Source organism: Streptomyces sp. C10-9-1 (assembly GCF_024497955.1).
Lineage (GTDB): Bacteria > Actinomycetota > Actinomycetes > Streptomycetales > Streptomycetaceae > Streptomyces > Streptomyces sanyensis.
In genome coordinates this window covers 14,732-40,864 of record NZ_JANHKP010000005.1, presented here as the reverse complement: position 1 = coordinate 40,864, position 26,133 = coordinate 14,732, and the positions used below count along the sequence as shown (strand labels likewise).

At 73.3% G+C, this 26,133-nt stretch carries 19 protein-coding genes and 1 pseudogene; 16 read left to right on the top strand and 4 right to left on the bottom strand.

Annotated features, from left to right (window positions below):
• Positions 1-251 precede the first annotated feature (251 nt).
• The 6 genes from NPS70_RS08330 (at position 252) to NPS70_RS08305 (ending at position 8,674) form a co-directional block, all read left to right on the top strand.
• Positions 252-410 carry a hypothetical protein gene (locus tag NPS70_RS08330; protein ID WP_256523431.1) on the top strand — a complete coding sequence of 53 codons (159 nt, stop codon included), beginning with the start codon at positions 252-254 and terminating at the stop codon, positions 408-410.
• Between the two features lie 132 nt (positions 411-542).
• Entirely contained in the window at positions 543-3,155 is a 2,613-nt protein-coding gene (lanKC, locus tag NPS70_RS08325; RefSeq protein ID WP_256523430.1) for a class III lanthionine synthetase LanKC, read from the top strand.
• Between the two features lie 18 nt (positions 3,156-3,173).
• A complete protein-coding gene (locus tag NPS70_RS08320; RefSeq protein ID WP_256523429.1) occupies positions 3,174-4,442 on the top strand; it encodes an MFS transporter in 1,269 nt (422 codons plus the stop codon).
• A gap of 250 nt (positions 4,443-4,692) precedes the next feature.
• Positions 4,693-5,226 (top strand): ParH-like protein, encoded by a 534-nt coding sequence (locus NPS70_RS08315; RefSeq protein WP_256523428.1) that lies wholly within the window; start codon positions 4,693-4,695, stop codon positions 5,224-5,226.
• A gap of 12 nt (positions 5,227-5,238) precedes the next feature.
• A complete protein-coding gene (locus tag NPS70_RS08310) occupies positions 5,239-6,483 on the top strand; it encodes an MAB_1171c family putative transporter (protein WP_256523427.1) in 1,245 nt (414 codons plus the stop codon).
• Between the two features lie 538 nt (positions 6,484-7,021).
• Positions 7,022-8,674, top strand: coding sequence for an alkaline phosphatase (locus NPS70_RS08305; protein WP_256523426.1), 1,653 nt, complete (start codon positions 7,022-7,024; stop codon positions 8,672-8,674).
• A 439-nt stretch (positions 8,675-9,113) separates the two neighbouring features.
• On the opposite strand, the gene NPS70_RS08300 is transcribed toward NPS70_RS08305, so the two are convergent.
• The 3 genes from NPS70_RS08300 to NPS70_RS08290 all read right to left on the bottom strand — a co-directional run bounded on the left by NPS70_RS08300 (position 9,114) and on the right by NPS70_RS08290 (position 13,123).
• Positions 9,114-9,755, bottom strand: coding sequence for a cyclase (locus tag NPS70_RS08300; protein WP_256523425.1), 642 nt, complete (start codon positions 9,753-9,755; stop codon positions 9,114-9,116).
• Between the two features lie 474 nt (positions 9,756-10,229).
• Positions 10,230-11,372, bottom strand: coding sequence for a serine hydrolase domain-containing protein (locus NPS70_RS08295; RefSeq protein WP_256523424.1), 1,143 nt, complete (start codon positions 11,370-11,372; stop codon positions 10,230-10,232).
• 197 nt (positions 11,373-11,569) lie between these two features.
• Positions 11,570-13,123, bottom strand: a complete 1,554-nt coding sequence (locus NPS70_RS08290; RefSeq protein ID WP_256523423.1) for an MFS transporter — start codon at positions 13,121-13,123, stop codon at positions 11,570-11,572.
• 615 nt (positions 13,124-13,738) lie between these two features.
• Between NPS70_RS08290 and NPS70_RS08285 the strand changes: the two genes are divergently transcribed.
• From NPS70_RS08285 to NPS70_RS08275, 3 genes are all read left to right on the top strand, one after another.
• Entirely contained in the window at positions 13,739-14,272 is a 534-nt protein-coding gene (locus NPS70_RS08285; RefSeq protein ID WP_256523422.1) for a 2'-5' RNA ligase family protein, read from the top strand.
• A 359-nt stretch (positions 14,273-14,631) separates the two neighbouring features.
• Positions 14,632-14,877, top strand: coding sequence for an integrase core domain-containing protein (locus tag NPS70_RS08280; RefSeq protein ID WP_308314993.1), 246 nt, complete (start codon positions 14,632-14,634; stop codon positions 14,875-14,877).
• 69 nt (positions 14,878-14,946) lie between these two features.
• On the top strand, positions 14,947-15,162 hold the full coding sequence (locus NPS70_RS08275) for an e9imm peptide (protein WP_256523700.1): 216 nt from the start codon (positions 14,947-14,949) through the stop codon (positions 15,160-15,162).
• 7 nt (positions 15,163-15,169) lie between these two features.
• On the opposite strand, the gene NPS70_RS08270 is transcribed toward NPS70_RS08275, so the two are convergent.
• Positions 15,170-16,104 (bottom strand): IS5 family transposase gene (locus NPS70_RS08270; protein WP_374211962.1). Its coding sequence is split into 2 segments (ribosomal slippage): positions 15,170-15,717 and positions 15,717-16,104, totalling 936 coding nucleotides; the frame shifts between segments, so codons are not numbered across the junction.
• Between the two features lie 352 nt (positions 16,105-16,456).
• Between NPS70_RS08270 and NPS70_RS08265 the strand changes: the two genes are divergently transcribed.
• The 7 genes and pseudogenes from NPS70_RS08265 to NPS70_RS08230 all read left to right on the top strand — a co-directional run.
• Positions 16,457-17,191, top strand: coding sequence for a response regulator transcription factor (locus tag NPS70_RS08265; RefSeq protein WP_256523421.1), 735 nt, complete (start codon positions 16,457-16,459; stop codon positions 17,189-17,191).
• The gene (locus tag NPS70_RS08260) at positions 17,188-18,819 is read left to right on the top strand and encodes a HAMP domain-containing sensor histidine kinase (RefSeq protein ID WP_256523420.1); all 1,632 of its coding nucleotides are present in this window, start codon (positions 17,188-17,190) and stop codon (positions 18,817-18,819) included. The genes NPS70_RS08265 and NPS70_RS08260 overlap by 4 nt, the downstream gene beginning before the upstream one ends.
• Before the next feature lie 54 nt (positions 18,820-18,873).
• On the top strand, positions 18,874-19,269 hold the full coding sequence (locus NPS70_RS08255) for a hypothetical protein (RefSeq protein ID WP_256523419.1): 396 nt from the start codon (positions 18,874-18,876) through the stop codon (positions 19,267-19,269).
• The gene (locus tag NPS70_RS08250) at positions 19,269-19,535 is read left to right on the top strand and encodes a hypothetical protein (RefSeq protein ID WP_256523418.1); all 267 of its coding nucleotides are present in this window, start codon (positions 19,269-19,271) and stop codon (positions 19,533-19,535) included. The genes NPS70_RS08255 and NPS70_RS08250 overlap by 1 nt, the downstream gene beginning before the upstream one ends.
• A 2,190-nt stretch (positions 19,536-21,725) precedes the next feature.
• Entirely contained in the window at positions 21,726-22,046 is a 321-nt protein-coding gene (locus tag NPS70_RS08240; protein WP_256523417.1) for a YkvA family protein, read from the top strand.
• A gap of 1,482 nt (positions 22,047-23,528) precedes the next feature.
• Positions 23,529-24,806, top strand: a complete 1,278-nt coding sequence (locus NPS70_RS08235; protein WP_256523416.1) for a protein-glutamine gamma-glutamyltransferase — start codon at positions 23,529-23,531, stop codon at positions 24,804-24,806.
• 417 nt (positions 24,807-25,223) lie between these two features.
• A pseudogene (locus tag NPS70_RS08230) lies at positions 25,224-25,802 on the top strand (IS5 family transposase); the annotation flags it as partial.
• Between the last annotated feature and the right edge of the window lie 331 nt (positions 25,803-26,133).

The window sequence follows — 26,133 nt, the reverse complement described above, 5'->3', positions numbered from 1 at the left end:
GCGCATGTCATTCATTTCAGCTGATGCCTTAAGGGAGCGTAGGTCACCCGCCGGTCGAGCGCCAGGCACCGTGCACGCTCCGCGCCGGCGCCCGCTTCCCGGCCGCAACCGCCGCGCCACCCGCCGGACCTGGCCGGGATACCGGCGCCATACCGATGGCAAGCCGTCGTCGAACACCCTCGCCCTAACGTCGGGGCACAGGCGGAGACCCGCAGGTGACCGCCATCCCCGAGCGGACGAGGAGACCGGCCATGTCGGAGATCAACGAGCCCACCCCCGAGGAGACCCCGGGCGTCGAGAGCGAGGAGGAGGCCGAGGTCGAGGCCCACTCCGTGCGGGAACTGCAGGACCTCTCGGCCGACGCCCCCGGCGACGAGCTGATCAGCACCGTCAGCCTGGGGGAGTGCTGACGCCGGGCCGGATCTGACCCGGAACGGGGTGGTGTGCCGCACCGGTGCCGCAGGCCGCGGCACACCACCGTCCGTCGTGCCCACGATCCCATCGGACCGGTCCAACGGCGACGAACGAGGTGGCGGAACGTCATGAAGAAGAACCCCTTCGCGTACGTCGTCGCGGACCAGGAGTTCTACGCGCCCCTGGAGAGCGGCTCCGGGCGGGGCGAGCCCCTGCGGCCCGCCGCGGTGCCCGACGGATGGGAGGGCACCGCGTCCGGACCGTGGACCGTGTGGAGGCGCGGCGGGACCCGCGGTGCCGAGGACGGCTGGAAGGTGCACGTCTCGGCCCGCCCCGACCGGCTCGCCCACGTCCTCGACACCGTCGCCCGCGTGTGCTTCGCCCACGAGGTGCGCTTCAAGCACCTCTCGGACCGGGTCCTCCACTACCGGACGCACGCCAAGCAGGCATCGCGCGTCCAGAACGGGAAGTTCATCGCGGCCTATCCGCACGACGCGCCCGCCGCCCGCCGCCTGATGGAGCACCTGAGCGCCGAACTGGACGGCGAGGAAGGCCCCTTCATCCTCACCGACCGCCGGTTCGGCACCTCGCGGACCGTCCACTACCGCTACGGGGCCTTCGTCTCCCGGCGCCGCGTGCGGGCCGACGGCACCAGCCTGTACCTCGTCGCCGACGGCCGCGGGAACCTCGTCGAGGACCGCCGCGCACTCGGCTTCACCCTGCCCGAAGGACTCACCGACCCCTTCCGGCCCGCGGACACGCCCGGCCCGACCGCGCCGCGAGGGCCCCGGACCGCGGACCGGCCGCCGATCTTCGGGGGCTTCGCCTTCGAGGAGGCGATCCGGTTCAGCAACGCGGGCGGCACCTACCGCGGCCGCGAGGTGGCCACCGGCCGCAGGGTCTTCATCAAGGAGGCACGCGCCCACTGCGGTGTGGCCGCCGACGGGACCACGGCCACCGAGGCGCTGCACGCCGAATGGGAGACCCTGCGCCACCTGCACCGCGCCGCACCCGGACTGGCCCCGCGGCCCGTCGGGCGGTTCCGGGTCTGGGAACACGACTTCCTGGTCACGGAACTCGTGCACGGCCGCCCGCTGTCGCACTGGATGTCCGGCACGAGCCCCCTCCTGCACGTCACCGCCACCCGCGCGGACATCCTCGCCTACTACGAACGCTGCGAACGGATCATCGCGGCGATCGGGCAGGCCCTCGACCGGCTGCACGCCACCGGGCTCCTCTTCGTGGACGTCAGCCCCGGCAACGTCCTGGTCGACGACGACGACCGCGTCCGGCTGGTCGACTTCGAGGCCGCCCGGCCCGCCGGAACGCCCTTCACCCCGCTGGGAACGCCCGGCTACAGCCCGCCCGCCGAGCTGCGCGGCGACGACCCCGTCGTGTACGACCACTACGGCCTCTGCGCGCTGACCCACCTGCTCCTCGGCCCCCTTCAGCACGTGGCCCGGCGCAACCCCGACGCCCTGGCCCACCAGCACGCGGAGCTGGCCGAACGGGCCCCCGTACCGCGGTCCCTGTGGGCGCGCGTCACCCGCTACCACCGCCCGGAGGGCCGCTCACCCCTGCCCGGCCCCGAAGAGGTCGCCGGCGACCCGGCCACCCACCTGACGGCCCTGCGCGACGGCATCGCGGACGCGCTGCTCGCGATGGCCGAACCCGACCACCCGGCACGGGTCTTCCCCACCATCATGGAGGGCTACCAGAGCAACACGCTCTGCGTCGCCTACGGCACGGCCGGCGTCGCCCACGCGCTGCGCCACGCGGGCAGGACGCTGCCCGACGGCGTCCTGCACCGGCTGCGCCGGGACGCACTCGACGCCGCCGACGCACTGGCCCCCGGGTTCTACGTCGGCACCGCGGGCATCGCGCGGGTCCTCGCCGACCACGGAATGGTCACCGAGGCGGCCGACCTGCTGGCCGCCGCGGACAGGCACCCGCTCACCGCCGGCAGCGCCACCCTCTACGGCGGGTCGGCGGGCGTCGCACTGGCCCATCTGGCCCTGTACGGCCACACCCGCGACGAGCACCACGTCGACCGGGCGCTCGCCCTCACCCGCGCCCTGCCACCCGACGACGACCGCCTGGCCGAACGGCTCGGCCCCGACGACGCCACCGGGCTGCTGCACGGCCCCTGCGGCGTCGCCCTGCTCCTCCAGCAACTCGCCGCCGTGACCGGCGACGCCGACCACCTCACCCGGGGCCTCCGGCTGCTCCACGCCGAACTCGACCGGGCCACGGACCCCGCCGCCCCCGACCTGACCTTCCCCGTCTCGGCGGCCGACGGCCGCGTGGTGGCGTACCTCTACTCCGGCTCGGCCGGCCTCGCGCACACGGCCACCCGCTACCTGGGCCTGGTCGACGACGAGCGGCTCACCGACGCACTGCCCCGGCTGCTGGCCCCGCTGCACCTGCTGACGACCGTCATGCCCGGCCTCTACCAGGGGCTGTCCGGCTACGGGCTCGTCCTGGCCGACCACGCCCGGATCACCGGCGACCCGGCGACCCGCAGCGCCGCCGTCAGGGCCGCCCGGGGGCTGTTCAAGTACGCGATACCGCACGGGACCGGCGTCCGGATGCTGGGCGACCAGTCACTGCGCTACAGCGCCGACCTGTACAGCGGTTCCGCCGGAGTGCTGCTGTTCCTGGCCCAGTTGCTCGACCCCCGACCCGACGCGCTGTTCACCGTCGACGCCCTGGCCGGCGCCCCCCTTCCCACACCGGCCTGAGCCCTCCGGAGGACCGCCGTGCGCCGCGATCTCACCCTGTACTGGTGGGGGCAGACCACCTCCGCCTTCGGCTCGTTCTTCACCGCCGTCGCCTTCCCCCTCATCGCCGTCGTCCAACTGGACGCCACGGCCGCCGAGGCCGGCCTCCTCAGCGCGGCCGGCATGCTGCCCGTGCTCCTGCTCGGGCTGCCCCTCGGCGCCCTCGCCGACCGCGTCACCCGCCCCCGCAGGGTGCTCGTGGCGCTCGACACCGCCTCCGCCCTGGCCGTGGGCACCGTCGCGCTCGGGCTGGCCGCCGGCTCCGTCACCCTCGTCTGGCTCGCCTGCCTCAGCGCCGTGCGGGCCGCCCTGGGCAGCATGGCCGGCTCCCTCTACTTCGTGCACCTGCGCGCACTGGTCAGTGCCGACGGCGTCGGACCGGCGCGGGCCCGGCTCCAGGCCGGGCAGTTCGGCGCCTCCCTGGTCGGCCGCTCCCTGGCCGGACCGGCCGTGGCCCTCTTCGGCGGCGCGGCGGCCCTGGCCGTCGACGCCGCCAGCTACCTCCTGAGCGCCACCGCACTGCTGGCCATGCGCAGCGCCGACCGCTCCTCGGCGAAGACGAGGACGCCCGGCGACCGCTCCCGGGGCGCCACGGCGGGGCTGCGGTTCTTCGTCGGCCACACCTACCACCGCGCGCTGCTGACGTTCCTGCTCTCCTCCGCCGTCTGCCTCTCGGGCGTCACCGCACTCACCGGCATCTTCCTGCTGCGCGGCGTGGGACTGCCCGAATCCGCCTACGGCCTGGTGTTCGCCCTCTCGGGCGTCACCGGGATGGCCGGGTCCTTCGTCGCCGGGCGCGTGCTCCGCCCCGGCAGCGACGCCCGCCGCGTGACGGCGCTCAGCTTCGCCCTGGCCGCCTGCAGCGCCCTTCTGCTCCCGATGGCCGTCGGCCCCCTCCCCCTGGCGGCCTCCGTCGCCGCGCTCGGCATCTCCCTTCCGGTCTTCTTCGGGGCCATCGCCAACGTCGGGCTGGGCTCGGTGCTCACCGCCGACGTGCCGGAGGACGAACTCGGGCGCGCCATGGCCGCCGTACAGGTCCTCGTCGCGGCGGCCAACGTCCTGGGTGCCCTGGGCGGCGGCCTGCTGGGGCAGTGGATCGGCGTCCACCCGGCCCTGTGGGCCCTGAACCTCGCCCGGCTGGGCGTCGTCGCCGTCGCCATTCCGCCGGCCGTCCGGGCGGCGCGGCGGCTGCGCTCCGCCCGGCCCCCCGAGGCGGAGAGTCCCGCGGAGGCCGCCTCCACCGGCTGACCGCACCCCTGCGCAACGCCCGGACGGCCCCTACCGCCCGCCACCGCACAAGGTCACCCACCCGGCCGAAACCCGACGGGTCCGCTCGCCGGCCCCCGTCGGCGCCCTCGCCTGCGGTGGGAGCGGTCGTTACGCTCGTGCCGTGCGTCCCGCCGCCCGTCGCGTGGTGGCCGTGCCGGGGTGCCGCCCCGTCCCTGGCCTGCGGTCGGGCTCCGTCCTGCCGCGTGGCCCGGATCGAGAGGAGTGTGCCGTGCTGCTCGGTCGGCCGGACAGGCGGATGTGGCGGCGCGCGGGGCGGATCGTGGACGGTCTCGCCGTCCCGACGCCGTTCGACGCCACACGGTTCATCGCCTCGCTGGCCGAACGGCGCGGGCGTCCCATCACGGTCCTGCCCGTCGACCTTCCGTCCACCGGCCCGTGCGGAGTGCTGGTGACCACGGACAGCGCCGACTACATCCTGCACACCCGGCAGACCACCGCCCTGCACCGGGAGCACATCCTGCTGCACGAGGCGGCGCACCTGCTTCTCGGGCACGACCGGGTGGCGGGCGGGGATCCGGCGGTGCCGCGGGCGCTGGTCGGCCATCTCTCCCCGCACCTCGTGCGTCGTGTCCTCGGGCGCACGGCGTTCCCCGAACCGGCGGAGCGTGAGGCCGAGTTGCTGGCCTCTCTGCTGCGCCACCGGGCGTTGCGCAAGGATGCGGCGCTGCCGCCGCCGGTGTCCGGGGGGAGCGCTGCGGGCCCGCTCGTCGGCGGCGTCGTGGGCCTGCGTGACCGTGGCTGAGCGGACGACCGGGTGAGCGGTGTTCCGGCCTACCTGCCCACGGCCCTCGCTCTCATGGTGGCCGCGTACGAGTTCCGGCAGTGCCGAACGTCCGCCTCGCCGGCCGCCGCACGGGCCCTGTGCCTGTTCGCTCTCGCCATGGGCGCGGCCACGGCGCTGCTCGCTCCGCCGACGCGTGAAGCGCTCGCGCAGCTCCCGCCCGCCTGGCCCGGCGTCCTGGTCTACCTCCTGGGACGCGAACTGGAGATGGTGGCGCTCTGCTTCCTGGTCCTCACCGTCTTCGCCCTGGAGCTCCCCGGCCCGGCGCCCTCCTGGACCCGGCACCGTACCCGCCGGTGGCACCTCCGCCTCACCGCGGCCGCACTGGTCCTGTGCACGGTCGCGTTCCTCCTGGGGCGGGCGCGGTCCGCGCAGGGGTATGTGAGCGCCCGGGGCTCCGGGCGGCTGGCGGTGGCCGCCTTCGACAGCGTCTTCACGCTGTACAGCCTGTGGTGCCTGGGCGTGTTCGTCCTCGTCGTCCACCGCCACGCGCGGGGGCTGGGTCGCGGAGTGCTGCGCACCGGACTGCGGCTGGTCCTCGCCGGCGGCCTCGTCGGACTGCTGTGGGCCCTGTGGGGTTTCACCTCGGTCGCCGGCATGCTCACCCGGGGACGCCAGAGCGCCGGACAGGACCCGGTGGCCGTCGTGCTCAGCAGCTGCTGCCTGCTCCTCGGAGGCATGGGGGCCACGGCCGCCCGCTGGCAACCGCTGACCGCACGCGCTCTGCGGTGGCTGCGCGCCTGCCAGGAGCATCTGATGCTGCGTCCGCTGTGGTCGGCTCTGCGCGCGGTGCTGCCGGACGACGCCGTTCTCGCGGGCCGGGGGCGGGGGGTGGAGTTCGCCCGCTACCGCAGGGTCATCGAGATCCGGGACGGCTACCTGGCGCTGCGCCCCTACCTCCACCCCCGGACGGCCCGCTGGACCGCCGAGGCGCTCGACCGCCACCCCGTGCCCGGGCCGCGGCGGCCGGCCGTCGTCGAGGCCGCCGCCATCGCCGTCGCCCTGGAGTGCGCAGGGGCCCGAGGCGGTGGCCCAGCCGCCGACGGGCGTACCGGGGAGGCCATCGGCACCCCGCCCACCCCGTGCCCGGAGGCCGTGCGCGACTCGCTGGATGCGGAGGCCGCCTGGCTCACCCGCGTCGCCAGGGAGCTGACCTGCTCCCCGGCCGTGGCGTACGCCCGTGCCTGCGCGTGCCGCCATGTGAGCCGCACCCCGTGAGGGACACCGGCGGCGGACGGCGCGCGACCGGCGGCACCCGTGCTCCTGACACGAGTTCCCCGGCTCGCGCAAGGCCGCATGACGCCGCCCCCGCGCGCCTGCGGCCACCGGTGGCAGCCCGTGACCGGCGGTGCCCGTCTCCCCGCCGGGAGAGGGACGCAGGGCCGGGGCGGACGGGGCAGGCACGCACACCTCCACCGGCTGCGGACCGGCCCCCGCCGGGTCCGTCCGGCGCCCCCGGCGCCATGCGCTGTCCCTCGGCTCGATGACGGGCCGGAGCCGGGACGCCCAGGCGCCGGTCATGCCCAGGGCGGCCGAGGCCGGCCCCGTCCCGCGCGCGGTGCTCGCGCCCCCGGGTAGCGGGCGTCTGGCCGCCCCTGGGGGACCTCGCGACCCATGGCCCCCGGCCGTGCGTGGTCCGTGTGCTCCCTGAGGCTGGCTGTGCCCGCGCCACGGTGTGCGGCGCCGCGCGCCGGGAGCGCGAACTCGCCGAAAACCGCCTAACGGTTGGCATGACCAGTCAGTAGCCTCCCCGGACGTGACCAACAGAGCCAGCACCTCCACGAGTCGCCGGACTGTCGTCAAGGCCGCCGCCGGTACGGCGATCGCCGGGTCCGCCATGACCGGCACCACGTCGGCCTTCCCCGCCCTCGCAGCCGAACCGGCCGCGGTGTTCCTCCACGGCGTCGCCTCCGGGGACCCGCTTCCCGACGGCGTGCTCCTGTGGACCCGGGTCACCCCGACCCCGGACTCCGTGCCCGGTTCCGGCAGCGGCCCGGACACCGACGTGGACTGGGAGGTGGCGGAGGACAAGGGGTTCACCCGCGTCGTCGCCCGGGGCCGGACCACCACGACGGCCGCCGACGACCACACCGTCAAGGCGGACGTACGGGGCCTCAGGCCGGCCACCGCCTACCACTACCGGTTCACCTCCGGCACCGCGGTCTCCCCCGTGGGCCGCACCCGCACCGCCCCCGCCCCCGACTCCTCCGCTCCCGGCATCCGCTTCGGCGTGGTCTCCTGCGCCAACTGGGAGTCCGGCCACTTCGCCGCCTACCGGCACCTGGCCGCCCGCGCCGACCTGGACGCCGTCGTCCACCTCGGTGACTACATCTACGAGTACGGGACGGGCCACCTGCCTGCCGAGAGGTACGTGGTACGGCGGCACGAGCCCCGGCACGAGATCCTCACGCTCGCCGACTACCGGCTCCGGCACGCGACCTACAAGACCGACTCCGACCTCCAGGCGCTGCACGCCGCCCACCCGGTCATCGCCATCTGGGACGACCACGAGATCGCGAACAACAACTGGTCGGGAGGGGCGGAGAACCACACCCCCGGAGCCGAGGGCGACTACGCCGACCGCGCTGCGGCCGCCAAGCGGGCCTACTTCGAGTGGATGCCCGTACGCACCTCCACCGAGGGCACCGTCTACCGCCGCCTGCGCTTCGGCCGCCTGGCCGACCTGCACCTGCTGGACCTGCGCTCCTTCCGCTCCCAGCAGGTCGGCGTCGGCAGCGGGAAGGTCGACGACCCGGACCGCACCATCACCGGCCGGGCCCAGCTCGACTGGCTGAAGGCGGGCCTGGCGTCCTCGGACGCCACCTGGAAGCTGGTGGGCACCTCGGTGATGATCTCCCCGGTGGCCTTCGGCTCGCTCCCGGCCCATCTGCTCCGGCCCCTCATGGAGGTGCTGGGCCTTCCCCGCGAAGGTCTCGCGGTCAACGTGGACCAGTGGGACGGCTACACGGACGACCGGAGGGAACTCCTTGACCACCTGACCCGCCGGGGCGTGGCGAACACCGTCTTCCTCACCGGCGACATCCACACGGCCTGGGCCAACGACGTTCCGGTGCAGGCGGCGACCTACCCGTTCTCCCCGTCGGCCGCCACCGAGTTCGTGGTGGCCTCGGTGACCACCGAGAACCTGGACGACGTCCTGCGCGTGGCCCCCGGCACGGTCTCGCGGGTCGCGAGCTCCGCCATCAAGCTGGCCAACCGCCATGTGAAGTGGGCCGACCTGGACGGCCACGGGTACGGGATCCTCGATGTGACGGCCGAACGGTCACAGATGGACTACTACGTCCTGTCCGACCGGACCAGGGCCGACGCGACGGCCGCCTGGCTCCGCTCCTACCGGACCCGCACGGGCACCCAGCGGGTCGAGCGGGTCGACCGGCCGGTGCGCTGACGGCGTGCGGGCGGCCGTCGCTCGGGGGAGGCGCCGCCCGTGCCGTCGGCCTGCGCGCGTGCTGCCGACCGCTCCGGGGCCGCTCCTCGACCATCCGGGAGATGCCGGAGCAGCAGGTGATCGTGCCTCGTCACACCTGAGGATGCACCGACCGCCGTGTGTGGCGGGGGCAGCGCCCCGCCCCTGCGGTAGTGCGTCGCGGCCGCCCGGCTGCCCACCGGCGCTGAAGCGTCTCGCGTGTGGCTTCGAACCGGCCGGTGAGGACGGGCCGTTCGACGGGGTGGCCGCCGCGGGCGACCCGGCGCGGTGTCCGTCGTCGGGGCAGGGTGCCCGGACCGCCGGGGGGCGGTCCGGGCGGGGTGGCGCGGTGGGGCCGGCAGCCGCGGGGGCCCTCGGCGCGCCGTGGCCCGCGTGCCGGAGTTCGTCGTGGCGGCCGGTGTCAGGTGATGGACGTGGAGCTGAGTACCGGGTTGGGGGACGGGTAGCAGGAGGTGGGGACGTTGACGGTGACGAAGAGGATCGGCACGCGCGCGGTGAAGGTCAGCCCGGGGTCGTCGTAGCCGGTCCCGGAGAGTCGCGTCTCGACGGTGCCGCCGGAGGGGCCGGCCGTGAGGTCCAGCGTCAGGGCGGGCAGGGTGAAGTCGGCGCCGCCGTTGATCGGGCCGGGCACGGTCAGGACGATGGTGCCGCCGCCGACGGAGACGGTGGGTTCGCCCGGACCGGTGCCGGAACCCCCGGAGAGGGTCACACCGTTCAGCGCGGCGTTCTCCGGGACGGGCGCTGTGAGCTTGATGTTCTTCAGCGACTTGACCGTGTAGCCGCCTACGGAGCCCGGCACGGTCATCTGCTGGGTCGCCAGGGTGATGGTGAAGGAGTCGCCGGAGGCGACGGACGCCGGAGCGGTGGCTTCGACCTCGGCGTCGAGGTCGAAGGTCTGGGCAGAGCCGACGGGGGGCTTGGCCCGGCAGTCCAGGCCGACGACCGTGCCGGCGGCCGAAGCGGGCGCGGCCGCCAGTCCTGCCAGCGCCAGGGCGCCTGCCGCCGTGGCCGGCACACGTGAGAGCGCGGATCTGAGTCCCATGGCTTCTCCTCGGGGGGTGGGGGTGGACCCCGCGCGGACCGGCTGCGTCCGCTGGCCCTTCTCCGGCCGATGGGGATGCCGGGCGAGGTCCGCACGCCCGGTGCGCAGCTCGCCGTGCTGCCGGGGAGGCACGGCATCCGCCGCGTCTCGTGGCACACCACGGGGGAGCAGCCACACAGAGCAATCTGACATGAACATGGCAGCACGATTTCAGTGTGGTGTACAGGTGTGTTTACGGCCGCACTGTCGGCCGCCCCTCGGTGGCCGCGGAACGTGCCCGCGGGAGTCGTCGGCGTCGGGCCGCACTCGGGTTCCGCCGGCCGGGCCCGGCCGGCGGCCCCTGTGCACCCGGCGGCCGAACGGCCCGGTGCTACGGGGGCGTGGAGGGGGGCCGCGGGGCGCTCCTTCGGGGCCGAGGATCCTGGGGCGGGCCCTCACCGGCAGCACCGAGGGCGTGCCCCCGCCGTCTCCCCCTCACAGGCTCGCGTACACCGCGTCCACCAGTGCCCGCTTGCGGAAGTCGTCGACGAGGCGGGTGCCCATGCCGTTCATCACGTAGCCGACGCCGACGCCCGCTTCCGGGTCGGCGAGGCCGAAGGAACCGCCGAGGCCGTCGTGGCCGAATGCGCGCGGGTTCGGGCCGTACCAGCCCCGGTCTCCGCTCAGCCAGCAGCCGAGGCCGCACTCGGTCCCCGGCCCCGTGACGGGCCCCAGGACGAGGTCGGTGCCGGCTCCCTGGCCCTCGCGGACCCGCTCGACGGATTCCCCCGACAGGCCGCCGGGGCCCCCGGCCAGCATCCCGTACAGCGCTGCCACGGCCCGCGCCGTGCCGTGGCCGTTGGCGGCGGGCAGGTCCGCGCGGCGCCAGGCGGCGGAGTTCGCCTCACTCGGCCCGACGAGGGGATTGGCCAGCGCCGCCAGGGCGGCCGGATGCGGCGCCCCGGGAGGCGGCTGCTCCACGGGGGTGCCGGCCTCCGTGGGGAGGGGGAGGAGCTCGGCCACCCGGTGGTCCTGCGTCGCGGACAGGCCGATCGCGAAGTCGATGCCGCGGGGGCCGGTGACGTGGTCGGCCAGCCACCTGCCGGTGCTCAGGCCGGTCACCCGGCGTACCACCTCGCCGACCAGGAAGCCGTAGGTGAGCGCGTGGTAGCCGGAGCGGGTGCCCGGCTCCCACCAGGGCTCGGCGGCGGCCAGTCGACCGGTCGTCGACTCCCGGTCGTACAGGTCCTCCACCGTGAGGGGGTCCCGCAGGCCGCACAGCCCGGAGCGGTGCGAGAGGAGGTGGCGCACCAGCACCTTCTCCTTGCCGGCCGCGGCGAACTCCGGCCAGTAGTGCGCCACCGGGGCGTCCAGGTCCAACCGGCCGGCCTCCACGAGCAGATGGGCGACGAGAGCGGTGACCCCTTTGGTGGTGGACCAGACGTTCACCAGGGTGTCGCGCTGCCACGGCCGGGTGCGGGCGGCGTCCGTCCAGCCGCCCCACAGGTCCACGGCGACCACGCCGTCCACCGACACGGCCACGGCGGCGCCCACCTCGCCCGCGACGCGGAAGTTCTCCTCGAAGGCCGAACGGACCGCGGCGAAGCGGTCCGCGCAGGTGCCGTACACCGCGTCCATGCCGAACATCCCTTCGGTGACCTGACGGGGCGCCGATCATACCGACCGGTCGGACTGATGAACAGATTGCGGTGGTGCGGGTCGCTGCCGGCGCTCGGTCGACGAGGCGGTCCGCCCCCGGGCCCTGCTCGCCACGCCGTCCGGGGCGGGGCGGACACGTCCGGACGCGGGGCCCGGAGGCGCGCGGGGTGCTCCCGTCAGGACGGGGTGCTGTGCCGCCGGTAGGGGCGCCAGACCAGCGGGAGAGCCAGCCCGGCGGCGACGGCCACCAGCCCGGCCACCCGGATCGCATCCCCGGTCCCCGTTTCCTGCACGTCGCGCAGAACGGTCCGGATGGTTTCCCGCGTCGCCGCGGAGACCCCCGACAGCAACGCGTCCGCAGCGGCGGAGTCGGTGACGGCGTTCGCGAGCTTCTCGGAGTCCGCCTCGGACAGGCCCTGCCCGCGGGCGGTGTCCACGGCCGTGTCGTCCTCGAACAGGCGCTGCGCCACGGAGAACACCGCTACGCCCAGGGCGCTCCCGATCATGCTGGATTCCTTGAACACCCCCGACGCCGTGCCCGCGAGCCGGATCGGAGGCCCCGCGACCAGGGCACGCGACATCGGGACGGACAGCACCCCCAGGCCCATGCCCGCCAGCACCTGGCCCGTGACGACGACACCGAACCCCGCACCGTGCGCGACCTGGCCCGCCACCAACGCCCCCGCCCCCAGGCACACCAGCCCCGTCGCGACGGGGAGCCGCGGACCGTACCGGGATTCGAACATGCCGCCCACCGGGATGAACAGCAGGACCGTCGCGCTGGCCGGCAGCAGGAGCAGCCCCGTGGCGAACACCGAGTAGCCCGCCACGTCCTGGAAGTAGACGGCCAGCAGGAAGACGACACCGGCGAACACCGCGTTCATCGTCGTGTTCGCCAGCAGCGAGCCCCGGAACGAGGGATAGGAGAACAGCACGAGGTCGAGCAGCGGCTCGGCCACCCGCCTCTGGATGAGGACGAACGCCGTACCGAGGACCACTGCCGCACCGAGCATCGCCAGGACCAGCGGGTCGTCGAACCCGCGCTCCTGCCCCAGCGTGCAGCCGTAGATGAGCAGGAAGAAGGCCACCCCGCTGGTCAGCACCCCGGGGACGTCCACCCGCCGGGAGGCCTCGGCGTCCCGCACCTCGAGCACGTTCCGCCGCACCAGCCACAGCGCAGCCAGCCCCAGCGGAACCGTGATCCAGAAGATCGACCGCCAGCCGAGGAGGACCGTGAGCAGCCCGCCCACGGCCGGCCCGGCCGCCTGCCCGAACCAGGTCGCTCCCATCCAGGCACCGAACGCCCGAGGCTGCTCTGCCGGCGGGAACAACGCCGGGATCAGGGACAGGGTGGCCGGGAGCACGAACGCCGCTGCCGCCCCCATCAGTCCACGGCCCACCACCAGACCCGTGTACCCCGGAACGAACAGAGAGACGAGCGAGAAGGCCGACATGCCCACGAGCCCGAGCTCCAGCATCCGGCGCTGGCCGTACGCGTCGCACAGGCGCCCGGCCGCCAGGACGAGCACACCCGTCGCCAGACCGAAGGCGTTGTTCGCCCACTGCAGCTGCGGCAGCGTGGCCGGAATCTCCCGCGCGATGGTCGGGATGGCGACCGCGAAGTCCGCGAAGCCCAGCCAGACCAGCGTCGCCGCCAGGCAGATGCCCGTGAGGGCCCGCCACCGGTGCTCGGGATAGTCACCGGCCGCCGGGCTGGTCGGAACTGTCATCGCGCGCTCCCTGCACGTCGGCCCCGGCTCACCGGCCGTCCGCTCGGCGCCGGCACGGCGTGCACGGGAGGATCGCGGCAGCGGCACACGCACCATAGAAGATCGGAACCCGTCATACCGCGCCGCCGCGCCCGTCCCGCCCCGAAGAAGGACGGCCGTGCGACGGCAGGGCAGGCTCGCCGGACGTCCCGCGTTCCGGGGCGGGACGCGCGCGGCGGCAGATCCGGGTGGGAAGCATCGGGAGGCACGACCTCAGGGGGCGTCACTTCCAGGAGGGGCAGCCTTGCGCTCGCGGCATCGGTGGTGCCGACGGCGGCCGGCGGGCCGGGACACCGTCCTTCTCTCCGGCCGGTGGGGCGGGAGCGGCGTGCTGCTCCCGCCCCACCGCCCCCCAGGGGGCCCGCGCCCGCTCGCGGGGAGCAGGGGAGGCGCACCACCACGCCCGCCTGCGGTGCCGGGGTTTCGGCGCATCCGTCACGGGCCGGGGGCCGGGCCCCTGCTCTCGGGCTGGAGTAACGCCGGCCGCGGGTACCGCCCCGTCGCTGTCCGCGGCGAGGGCGACGGCCGGCAACCCCGGTCGTACCCGCCTGCCCGCCACGGCGGTAGGCTGCCCAGGTGCGCACGGTCGAGCTTCTGTTGGACGAGGAGGCGGAGCTGGCGGTTCGGGAGGCGTGGCGGCGGCTCGCGGATGCGGGGCTGCCCAGCCAGGCACGGCACCGCTCGCCGACGAACAGCCCACACCTCACCCTTGCCTCCTGCCCGGAGCTGACCGCCCCGATCCGCTGGGGGCTCGCCGAGGTGGTCGCCGCCCTCCCGCTGCCGGTGCACCTCACCGGCCTGGTCCGTTTCGAGCGGCCTACGTCCGTGCTGGCCTGGGGACTGGACCGGGAGCCTGCGCTGGCCAGCCTCCACCGCCGCGTCTGGGAGGCGGTCGCCTCGGACAGCCGGCCCGAGACCCTCAACCCCTTGCACGCACCCGGACGCTGGAGCCCGCACATCACCCTCGGCCGGAGCCAGCGGCCCGGCGCCTTCGCCGACCGGCGAGTCCCCGAGCTGCTGCCGGCGCCGCCGCTGTCGGCCCGGCTCACCACCTTGCGCAGCTACGACACCGACACCGGCGACCTGGAGGTGCTGGAGCCCCGCACCTGAGGCGCGCCGGACGTTCGGCACCGCGTCGGGGCCGACCGGCGACCCGCGCCTCCACCCACCCCGGGACCCCGCCGCGGGGGAACCGCCCGGACCGGAGCGGCGGCCACGGAGCGGGTTCCCCCGCCGAGTCAAGGTCCGGTGCCGTGACCGGAACCGCCGGCGGTGGGTCCAGAACCTGGCCACCGTCATCGACATCGCCTTCCGCCGCGTCGTCGGCTGGGCCACCGCCGACCACCTGCGGACCGCATTCGTCTCCCAAGCACTGCGGGCCGCCCGCCACCGCCGCCCCAACGGCCCGGTGATCTTCCACTCGGACCGCTGCTGCCAACCCAGGTTCAACCAGTCGTGAATTCGCCGATCTGGCACGAAAGTTCGGTGTCCGGCTGTCGGTCGGCCGCACCGGCCAGTGCTGGGACAACGCCCTCGCGGAGTCGTTCTTCGCCACGCTGAAGCGGGAGCTGATCGGCGACCGCCCGTGGTCCAGCCGGGCAGCAGCCCGCACCACGATCTTCGAATGGATCGAGAGCTGGTACAACATACGCAGGCTGCACAGCAGCCTCGGCTACCGCAGTCCCGCCGAGTATGAGACCGTCCTCGCGGCCTGACCACCACACGGCAGGTGTCCGTCAAAGCGGAGCAAGCTCACTCATCTGGAAGGGGTGGCTGTGACGGTGATGGCTCGCGCAGCGACCGTTGCGTTGGTGCAGAAGATCATGAATGCCGACTATGCCGACGATGCCGAGGCGTACGGCGCGCTGGAGGCGCTGGGGAGGGCCCTTGGCTGTCCGACCGGCTACGTAAGCGACTTGATCTTCTGGCCCAAGGGGCGGGAGCTGACAGCTGCCGAGGTCGTCGACCAGGCTCTGGAGTACCGGCCCTTCGCCCTGTGAGAGGACCTCAAGCCCGCAGCCAGATGACCAGAGTGGCCGCGGTGACGGTGCCTAGGAAGACGTAGCCGCACTTGTCGTAGTGGGTTGCGACGGCGCGGGAGTTCTTCAGCTTGTTGATGGCCCTCTCGACAGTGTTGCGCCTCTTGTACCGCTCCTCGTCGAAGCCGGGTGGCCGCCCGCCTCGCGATCCCTTGCGCAGGCGGGCGGCCTGGCTGTCGGCCTTCCCCGGGATCGTGTGCCGGATGCCGCGCCGCCGCAGGTACTCGCGGCAAGGACCGTTGCTATAGGCATTGTCGGCCACGACGCTGTCCGGTTTCTTGCGGGGCCTGCCCAACCCGAGCCGAGGGACCCGAATCTTCTCCAGCACCGGAATGAACTGGGTGCAGTCGGCCCGCTGTCCCGGCGTGACGATCAGGGACAGCGGGCGGCAGAAACCGTCCGCGCTCAGATGGATTCTGCTGGTGAAGCCGCCGCGTGAACGGCCCAGGTCCTCGCCTCCCGCACCACCTCCATCAGCCGGCCGACGAGGCTCTGCCTCGGAGTTTCGTCCTGGTGTTCCAGCGCCTCGCCCCCCTTTGAGTCGGTGAGCGCCAGCGGCGGGGTGGTGCGGGCACCGGCCGCGTGCTGGTGGGCGCGCACGATGGTGGAGTCCACCGAGATGTCCCAGTCGATGTCGCCGGCTGCGTCGGCCGCGGTCTGAACCTGTTGCAGGAGCCGTTCCCAGGTGCCGTCGGCGGACCCGAGGCGATGGCGCTCGTAGACCGACCTCCACGGCCCGAACCGCTCGGGCAGGTCGCGCCAGTGCACGACGGTCCGCACCCGGTGCAGAATACCGTCGATCACCTGTCGGCGGTCCCGCCACCTGCCACAACGCCTGTTGCCGACCGGCAGGAACGGCCGCAGCCGTTCCCACTCGGTATCTGTCAGATCACCCCGCCCCATGCCCGAATCAACGACCAGGGCAAGCGAAAGTCACATGATCGGCCGGACAGCTCCTCATCGCCGTTCCGTCGCAGCCGCCGGGACGGTCCTGCCCGCTCCGGTACCGGCCCGGTGGGCGAGCAGTGCCACGCTCGGGGTGAGGAGCGCCGCGGTCGCCGCGAGGCACGGGCCCGGCCGCCCGGGGATTCGATGACGTGCCATGGCAGCGGAGACGAGAAACCGTGCCTGGGAATTTCCTGTGATTGTGCCGCTTCCCTCCCCGCACGGCCGACGGCGCCCCTTCCCTCGGTGCACGATGGTCGCCGCGGAACGCGGAGAACCCGGGCCCACGGCCCGGAGGCAGGAGGTGCGGATGCCCGGCGCCGCAGAAGAGGAACGCGGACTCGTCCTGGTGGTGGACGACGACGCGGCGATCCGCCGTTCGCTCGCCCGGGGGCTGAGACTCGGCGGCTTCTCCGTGGAACTCGCGGAGGACGGCACCAGCGCCCTGCGCAGGATCTGCGACGGTCCGCCCGACGCGATCGTGCTGGACATATCCATGCCCGGCCTCAGCGGCATCGACGTCTGCCGCACCCTGCGGGCAGAAGGCAGCGACGTGCCGGTGCTGATGCTGTCCGCCCTGGACGAGGCCACGGACCGGATAGCAGGCCTCCAGGCCGGCGCCGACGACTACCTCGTGAAGCCCTTCGCCCTCCAGGAACTCGACCTGCGCCTCCGGGCCCTGCTGCGCCGCCGCCCACCGGAGAGCTCCGGCCGCCTGCGGGCCGGGCCGCTGACCATCGACCTCACCGCCCGGGAGGCACGGCTGGACGGCACCCCGCTGACCCTGACCCGGCGGGAGTTCGAGCTCCTGAGCATGCTGGCCCGCAACTCCGGTGCGGTGCTCACCCGCGACCAGCTGCTGGACCGGGTGTGGGGCTACGACTTCGCCGTCCGGACGGGGGTGGTGGACACGTTCGTCAGCTACCTGCGCCGCAAACTGGAGGCCGGCGGCCGGCCCCGGCTCATCCACACCGTCCGCGGAGTCGGCTTCGTCCTGCGCGGCACCACCACCTCGCACACGAGCCAGGCGACGGCGGACCGGTGAGGCTCCCCGGCCGTCTGCGCCCCTCCCCGCACCTGAGCCTCTCCACCCGGATCGCCCTCGCGATGGGTGCCTGCGTCCTCCTGCTGGTCCTGGCCGCCGGCTGGCTGCTCGTACGACTGGTCGCAGCCGACCTGCACTCCCAGCAGGACACCCACCTGCAGAACCGGGCCGCCGCTGTCGCCGGAAACGCCCGCGGTCTGCTCCAGGCGGTGGCGGCGGACCGCACCCCGGCCGTCGAGCGGGCCCGGGAGCGCCGCCTGTACGGCTCCGCGCTCGATGTGGGCATCAGGCTGGTCGGACCGGAGGGAACCGCCTCGGGCGGACCGCAACCCGGTGCCCACGTACCCCTGCCCGCCGCCGCCCCCGAGCCGGTGACGGTCCGGGACGGGGACACGAGCTGGCGGGCCCTGTCCGTGCCGATCACCGGCCCGCGCAGCGGCGTGGACGGCACGCTCTGGCTGTTCTCCCCCGACACGGCGAGCGACGAACGACTCGGCGCCGTCCGCGCCCGCGTCCTCACCGTCGCCGGCGTGGCCGCACCGCTCGGAGGCGTGCTCACCGGCGCGGTCGCCGCCCGCGCCACCCGACCACTGCGGCGCCTGCAGCGGCGCACCAGCGGACTCGACCCGCGCTCGTCCTCGACCCGCCTGGAGCACACCCCGACCGGCGTCACGGAGGTGGACGACCTGGCCCGCGCCCTCCAGACGGTGCTGGCCCGCTACGACGAGCAGGCCGCCCGCACCGCCGAGGGGCTGGCGACGGCCCGCTCCTTCTCCGCCGCGGCCTCGCACGAACTGCGCACCCCGCTCATGAGCATGCGCACCAACCTGGACATCCTCGCCGACCACCCCGATCTCGCCGGAACCGACCGGGCCGAGGTGCTCGACGACCTGCGCAGGGAGCACCGGCGGCTGCGGGGCCTGCTGATGATGCTGCGTGAGCTCGGGCGCGGTGACCTGGTCGAGACCGACACCTTCGGGCCGGTGGACCTGGTGGAGACCACCGAGGCGTCGGTCGCCTCCCTGCGCCGCGTACACCCCGAGGCCCGGTTCGAACTCGCCTGCGACCGCGTGCCCACCCTCCACGGCTGGGAACCGGGGCTGCGCACCATGGTCGACAACCTGCTCGCCAACGCCGTCGTCCACGGCCGTGGCGAGGCACGGCCCGCGCACGTGGCCGTGGCCCTGCGCGGCGGCGCCGGGCGGGACGGACGGCCCGTGGCGGTCCTCACCGTGGACGACCGCGGCCCCGGCATTCCGAGCGCCGAACGCGAGAGCGTCTTCGAGCGGTTCCGCCGAGGGCCCGGCAGCCCCGGTTCAGGGCTCGGTCTGACCCTGGTCGCCCAGCAGGTCGCCCTCCACCGGGGGCACGTCCGGGTCCTCGACGGACCCGGCGGCACCGGGACCCGCTTCGAGGTCCGCATCCCGACGGGCGGCACGATGGCCGGTACCTCGGCAGGGGCGGCCGGACCGGCCTCGGGGGCCGACCAGGGCGGCACTGCGCACAGCAGTGAGGACCAGCCGCCCCCGCGCCGCGACTGGATGATCGAGACGGCGGCCCACCCGAGGCCGCCCGAACAGCCGCCGCGCGGCAGCGGCCCACAGGATTCCCACAAGGACCACTCCTAGCGTCCGCTGCGGACGGGCAACCGCCCGTCGTCCAACGCTCCAGGAGGAACAGTCATGTCGACGTTCAAGAGGGCGGCCGTGTCCTTCGCCGCCCTTGCTTCCCTGCTCGCCGGCGCCGGGGCCGCCGTGGCGGACGGCGGCACCCCCGCACGCGACACCCGCTCCGGTGACGGCGCTCAGGCCCTGTGCAAGCGCGTCCCCACGATCGAGAAGCGCATCGAGCGCGCGCTCCGGCGCATCGACGACGACGCAGCCGGGCGCGGTTCACTGGCCCGGCTCCGGCAGCGCGTGACAGCGGCCGAGAAGGCGGGCCACACGGAGGTCCACACCTTCCTCAGCCACCGGCTGACCGCCCGCACGACGCTGAAGACCACGCTCGAGCAGCGCCGGAAGGACCTGGATGCGGTCAGCACGTGGTGCGGGGCCCAAGGCGAGGGGAGCAAGGACTGATGCACGGGATCCGGCGCCGGGGCCCGGCCGCCGTCGCGCTCACGGTGCTGGCCGCCCTGCTCCTCGGCGGCTGCGCCGACGGAGGAGGGAGGACCGCCGCAGACCCCCCGCCCACGGGCGCCGGAAGCCCGACCGGGGCGGCCCCCGGACAGGACGGTGCACCGCCGGGCACCGATCCCGGGGAACTGGCACGGATGCAACGGCTCGTGGACGCCGCGGAATCCGCCGCCGACGCCGCGGACGCCGACAGCACCGTCGACGACTGAGCATCCGACGTTCCGGCAGCGGACCCGGCCGCCCCCGTCGGGGGCGGCCGGGCCCACCCGGGCGGCCGCCGCCGGGACCACGGCACGTCGGCGGCCGGCCTTCGAGCCACGGACTGAGCCGGTCGCACGCACCCGCTGACCGATGGCGGCGGGACCGTGCGACGGGTCGCCCAGCCGGGCGCTGCCGCGCGGACCAGCACGCGCCGGGGGAAGGGTCACGGAGGCTGCCACGCCGGGGTGACCGGCTACCGCTTCTGCGGATCCGGACGGCAGGGCGCATCGGAGCGGCGGGAACCGCTGGGCCGTGCCACACAAGGGACATGGCGTCACGTCACCCATGGGACGGCGAACCCGGCCTACCCGCATCACACGATGGCCCTGGTCCCTCGTAGGGGAGATGCCGGCATGCCGCCGAGCCGGCTCCCGCGAGGGTGGCCGACGAGGACATCGCTGGCGCCCTGGAAGATGCTCCTCACGGACGATGCCTTCACGCTCCTTCGGCGAGCGACTGCTCTGCTCCCCGAGGGCGCCCGGGCCGAGAACGGTGTGACGGTCGACGACGTACGCGACGGGGCGCTCAACGGCACCAGGAGTGGGAGCTCGTTCTCGACCTTCTGATGGAGATCGCGGACGAGCAGCCGGTTCCCTTGCGATCCTGGTCGCTGCTCGAGGACGCAGCCCGCCAGATGCCGCCGGAGCACAGTGCCGGCTGGTGCGGGTGGCGGGCCTGGTAGGTGCAGCACGGCACCCTGCGGGCCCGGCTGAGCCTGCTGAGCGCGGAGGAGGGCGGGCGTCGGACCGCCCTCTCCGGTCAGGGGCGGCTGCGCCCGCTCTGGGACATCGGCCACCGGGCGCCCGATGGCGGGCAGGCGGTGAACCTTGCGCGACTGTGGGTCGAGGGCGGGCCCGGCCTGGCACCGGGAGAACGCGCGACGGTCCGTTCGGTACCACTCAGCCCCGAACGGTGGCGCCATGTGCGGCCTGGCGATGTGGTTACCATGCACCAGGGCAGGCCGGTTGCCGGCACAGCCGTGATCACCGCGTACGCACCGCCTTCCGTCTCCGGGCGCGAGCGAGTTCCGTAGGCGCGATCTTCAGGGTGTCGTGTCCGAGGCGCTCGGGGCGCATCCATCTGTTGCGAAGGGACCTCGACGACGGCCCTGGCCGGACCGCGCGTTCACCCGGATCTCCGGCGGGGAGCAGATGCTGCGTGGCCGTCGGCGGGCGGTGGCAACCAGGGCAGGGGCGCTGTCGGCGCGCGGTCGCGGGAGGGACTGGCGTACGGGTCCGCTGCCGAGGGCGCGCCCGCCGCCGCTGACATCGAAGCCGGGCCGGCTGGCACGCACCGGTGGTGGTCGGCGAGGACGGCCCGGACAGCCGGATGGTCTCGGGCCGGCGAGGGTGGAAGCGAGGGTTCGGGTGGCGGGATGCGCCACGCAGTGGCCCTCCACGACCAGCGACGCGATCCGGACGGGATGCGCTCGACGGCGATGCCCTGCACGGCATGGGGAACTCTCGCAATGCCGTTGCAGGGCGCCCCCAGTTCGGCAAGGACAGCAGACAGGTGCGCGGACCCGCGCACACGGTTCGGGGTACCGCTTGCCGACAGCGTTCCGGCAGCGGACTCGTGGCTTCGGCGCTGATACGGGACGCCTCCACCTGGCGGAGGCCGCTCCTGTCGCCGCACGTTCTTCGTGCCGTCGCGGACCGGCGGCCCTGCCGAGCATGCTCCCCCCGGCCGACCGGGCGATTCCGGGGCGTCGGGTGGTCGATCCCCGGTCGTCTGGCCCCGGCGGCGGCGGTGGCAGACATGATTGAGGTGGCATCAGGAAATGTCGGAGAAACCGGGTGGCCGGACGTCACTCTCCGCTGTGCGACGCGGGCCGGTGGGGAACCCGAGGGGTGGGGGAAGGGAGCGCTCGTCTGCGCTCGTGGGGCTGGTCGTCCCGAGTGCGCCGGGGTTGCTGCTGCCGTCCGCGTCGGCCGCGGGCGTGATGCCGCTGTGGCAGCGGGCGGTGGTCCCGGTCGCGGTCCCTGGTCGGCGGCTGTTCGACGAGGAGAGCCTCCGCGTACGTCCGCCGTTCAACGCCGCCACCGTGGTCTCCCCAGGCGGGTTGATCGGACCGCTCTTCGTGCCGCGCGACGTCTTCGGCATCCACCGCACAGCACCACAGGAAGGAAGAAGACACCATGGATACCGCGATCGTCGTTCTGCTCTCGGTGGTGGCGCTGGCCTGCCTCGGCATCCTGGGAATCGCCGTCTTCCTGCTGGTACGCCTCGTGCGCGTGTACCGGTCCGCCAAGGAACTGCAGGTGCCGCTCGGGCCGAAGGCTGCCTTCTGGGGGGCGATCGCGTACTTCTTCATGCCGTTGGATCTGCTGCCCGACCCGATCTACCTGGACGATGTCGGACTCTTGACGGCGGCGTTGAGCCTTCTCGGGAAGGCCGCCGCCGAGGCCCGGCAGAAGCTGGTGATGGGTGAGGGACGCGTGCACGGCGACGACTGCTGAGTGCCCTGCGCCACCGCGGAAGCCGCAGCGGCAGGAGATCCGCCGGGCCTGCCGACTCGGAGGAGGGGGCGTCGAGCCGGTCGGGCCCGGGGCAGGAGCCCAATCCGGCGCACCGAATCGCCGTGGGCGGGGGCGAACGCCGCCATGCCGTCGAGCAGGACGGTCGCCCTCCTCCACCGGTTCGAGAGCCTCGCTGCTTGCCGGGAACGCCGCACCGAACTCCACGGCGCCCTCGTCTCCCTCTCCTGAAGTCCCGTGCACCGCAAGCACCTCCGGAAGAACAACGCGTGGCGGTGCGAGGCCCGGAGGCGGCGCGATCAGGTGGGTCGCCGGCTGACGCCCCGGCAGGTGCCCCCCTCACACACGCGGCTCCGGATGTGAACGGATCCCGCCGAGCACACGTCGGCCCGGCACCGACCCCGCAGGCGGAGGGCCTGCTCCGCAGTCTCACACCACTCTCTTGACCTGCGATGTCACGTGGGCACAGGGGCGCAGTGCATGCCGATCGCCCACGATCTCGTCCACCGCACCGTGGGGTTCCCGACAACATCGCCAGAGCCCTCGCCACACGCCGCTTGCCAGGAGTGGAAAAACGCTGCCGTACCGAGTCCTCCCTTCACGCTCGTCTGGCGCGGATAAACGGCCAGATATCGCTCTTCATACCGGAGTGGCCGAATATGAGGCCCTGGTGTTGCCGGGGAATCAGCGTGCAGAGACGATCACCACTCGTAGCAACCTGATCACTCATCCAGGAGCTCGAGACGTGATACGCCGAACCACTGTCCGCGCGCTCACCGCCGTGACCGCGGTCCTCGTCCAGCCTCCCTCAGGGAGCCCACGCGGCAGCTCCGCAGACCGCTTCCATGGTCGAGGCGGACGACGCCGGCCCGTTCCACCGGATGGGGTTGCACGGCCTGCGAGCCGCCTTCCGGCTGATGTGCCCCGCGCGCCACTGTGCGGGTCTCTGGTCTCCGGTCCTGACGGGCAACGTCATGCAGCACGAGTTCGAGGGGGGCAGGTACTTCGTCTATGCGCCGGTCACGGGTGAGTCCCGTGCCTTCCTCGACACGGACGTCGCCGTGCGCACGGTCGGTCACCCTGGTCAGGTCCGTCTGGCCGACACCGGTTTCATACGCCCCCGCGTGTCGAGGGCCGCTACGGCGACCCCGGTCACCTGGAACAGGCCGCGTCGTCGCCTCGGCGACGCCCCTCATGCAGAGAGCCGACCGACCTGGACCGCCTCGGGCTGCCGGCCCGGAAGCGGGGCACCGCGTCGCACCCGGGCCGCCCGGCGACCAGCACGGTGACGACGGGCGGCGACCGCACCGCGGGCTTCGCCCGCACTCACCGCCCGCCGTCTTCCACGGCGGCGCCGGGGCTCCCGCCTTGGCCGGAGCCGACGCAGGACGGTGCGTCCGAGGCCCTGAGCGAGAGCCCGCCGGAACCCTCCGTCGGGTTCGGGCCCCGGAATGCCCTCGTTTCATGAATCACACGACAAAGGAGTCAGCGATTTTCATGAACAAAGGTCAGAGTTTTCTCGCATTTACCGCTTTGGGTGCGATCGTGTGCACCACCGGGTTCATGCCGTCGGGCAGTCCGGCCGAAGGCGGCGGTGGCGAGGAAAGGAAGGGATCCTATGCCGAAACACATGGTCTGACGGCGGCTGATGTTGAGAGCATCAACGCTCTGAACGAAAGGGCCCTGTACCTGGGCCGGCCCGGCAAGTCCCCGGCAGGGTTGCCGCCGGGCGCCGATGCGTTCTCCCGAAGCTCCGGCATGGAAACCCCTCCCGCCGAGCCGCTCGACAGGATGCCCGACGCGTACCGCGCCTACGGAGGCAGGGCCACCACGGTCGTCAACAACTACATACGCAAGTGGCAGCAGGCCTACAGTCACCGCGACGGCAGGATACGGCAGATGACCGAGGATCAGCGGGAGAAGCTGTCCTACGGCTGTGTCGGCATCACGTGGGTCAACTCTGGCCCCTACCCGACGAACAGGCTGGCATTCGCGTTCTTCGACGAGGAGAAGTACGAGAACGGCCTGGAGAACTCCAGCCCCCGGCCCAACGAAACGCGGGCCGAGTTTGAGGGGCGCATCGCCAAGGGCAGCTTCGACGAGGAGAAGGGATTCAAGCGGGCTCGGGACGTGGCGTCCATCATGAACAAGGCTCTCGAAAACGCCCACGACGAGGGTGCCTACATCGAGAACCTCAAGAAGGAGCTGGAGAACAGGAATGACGATCTGCTCCACGAGAGCAGTCGCTCGAACTTCTATTCGGCACTCAGGGACACGCCGTCCTTCAAGAACAGGAGCGGGGGAAATCACGACCCGTCCAGGATGAAGGCGGTGATCTACTCGAAGCACTTCTGGAGCGGGCAGAGCTGGTGGGCATCGCCCGAGAAGAGGATGTTCGGCGACCCGGAGGCCTTCCGCCCCGACCCGGACACGGGTCTCGTCGACATGTCGGGTGACAGGAACGTCCCGCGCAGTCCCGCGAAGCCTGGCGAACGATGGGTCAACTTCGACTACGGCTGGTTCGGGGCTCAGACCGAAGCGGATGCCGACAAGACCGTTTGGACCCACGCCAACCACTATCACGCGCCCAACAGCGACGTGGGCCCCATGCGCGTATACGAGAGCACGTTCCGGAACTGGTCCGCCGGGTACACCGACTTCGACCGCGGAACCTACGTCATCACGTTCGTACCCAAGAGCTGGAACACCGCCCCCGCCAAGGTGGAGCAGGGCTGGCCGTGACGGAACCGGGCGGGAGTACCGGGCCCGAGCCCGATGCCTCCCAGCCCGCCGCAGGCCGAGGGCCAGGCTCCGACGTCACCGGGAACCTCGCGAGGTTCCCGGTGACCTGGGCTCCGATAGGCATCCGCCACAGCTCCACCGACACGGCGAGCACCGGGTGCGGCGCAACGCGCGCGACGGCATCCGGCTTTCGGCCGTGCGGATGGGAAGGAGGCAGGACTGAGGCGACGGGCGCTGCCAGGACGGCAGCCCCTGGGTCGGCGCTGACGAGCCCTGCTGCGGCGCGGGTCTCGTCCTCGCCGAGCCGGATGCATCGGCGGATCGAGACGACGCCTTCGCGAGGGCTGGGGCGCCCCCGGGAGGCGAGGCCGTCTAAGACGTCGTCTCAACTGGCTGATCACTAGGCTGGCGGCCGTGATGGCGATGGTGGAGCGTCTGGTGCCGAACGGGTTGGGGGAGTTGTTCCAGCGGGTGGTTCCGCCCGCTCCAGTACGACCCCAGGGGGTGGCCGGCGAAGGCATGGAGATCGGCAGGTGTTGGCGGCCATCGTGTTCGTGGCCACGACAGGCTGCACGTGGTGCCAACTGCCGCCGGGTTTTGGCCCGTCCGGGCCGACCGCGCACCGCCGGTTCACCGAGTGGAGCCGGGCCCGGGTGTGGGGCAGGCTTCACCACCTGGTCCTCGACGAACTCGGAGCCCGCGGCGCCCTGGACTGGTCACGGTGCGCGATCGACTCCGTGAGCATGCGGGCGACGAAAGGGGGACCTGACAGGTCCGAATCCCGTAGATCGCGGCAAGAAGGGATCAAAGATCCATGTGATCAGCGAGCGGACTGGTTTGCCGCTATCGATCGGAATCTCGGCTGCGAACACCCATGACAGCCAGGGGTTGGAGCCCTTGGTGCGGGGCATCCCACCGATCCGGTCCCGCCGCGGGCCGCGCCGCCGTCGACCGGCCAAGCTGCACGGACACAAGGGATACGACTTCGACCGACTTCCCTTTCGGCCACGGTGTCGCCTGCGCCGAGTTGCTCCCAGACCGCGCGGGCGTTGAGTCCGGTGGTGATCCGGTGCAGCGCCACGTAGTCGTCCTGCTTGATCTTGATCACGGTGTTGTCATGGCCGGGGAAACGCAGCACGAAACCCTCGGCGCCGGGGCGCGGCGACGCGGCCAGGGCGTCGCCGAGCGTGCTGAAAAACGAAGGTGTCGACGCGGGGGCCGTCCCACGGCAACTCGTCAGCGGGCAGCGGGGTACCGGTGGCGATGTCGATGCCGCCGAGGAGGACAAGGTCGTCCAGGGTGGCGTAGTCGCAGACGATCCGGTTCT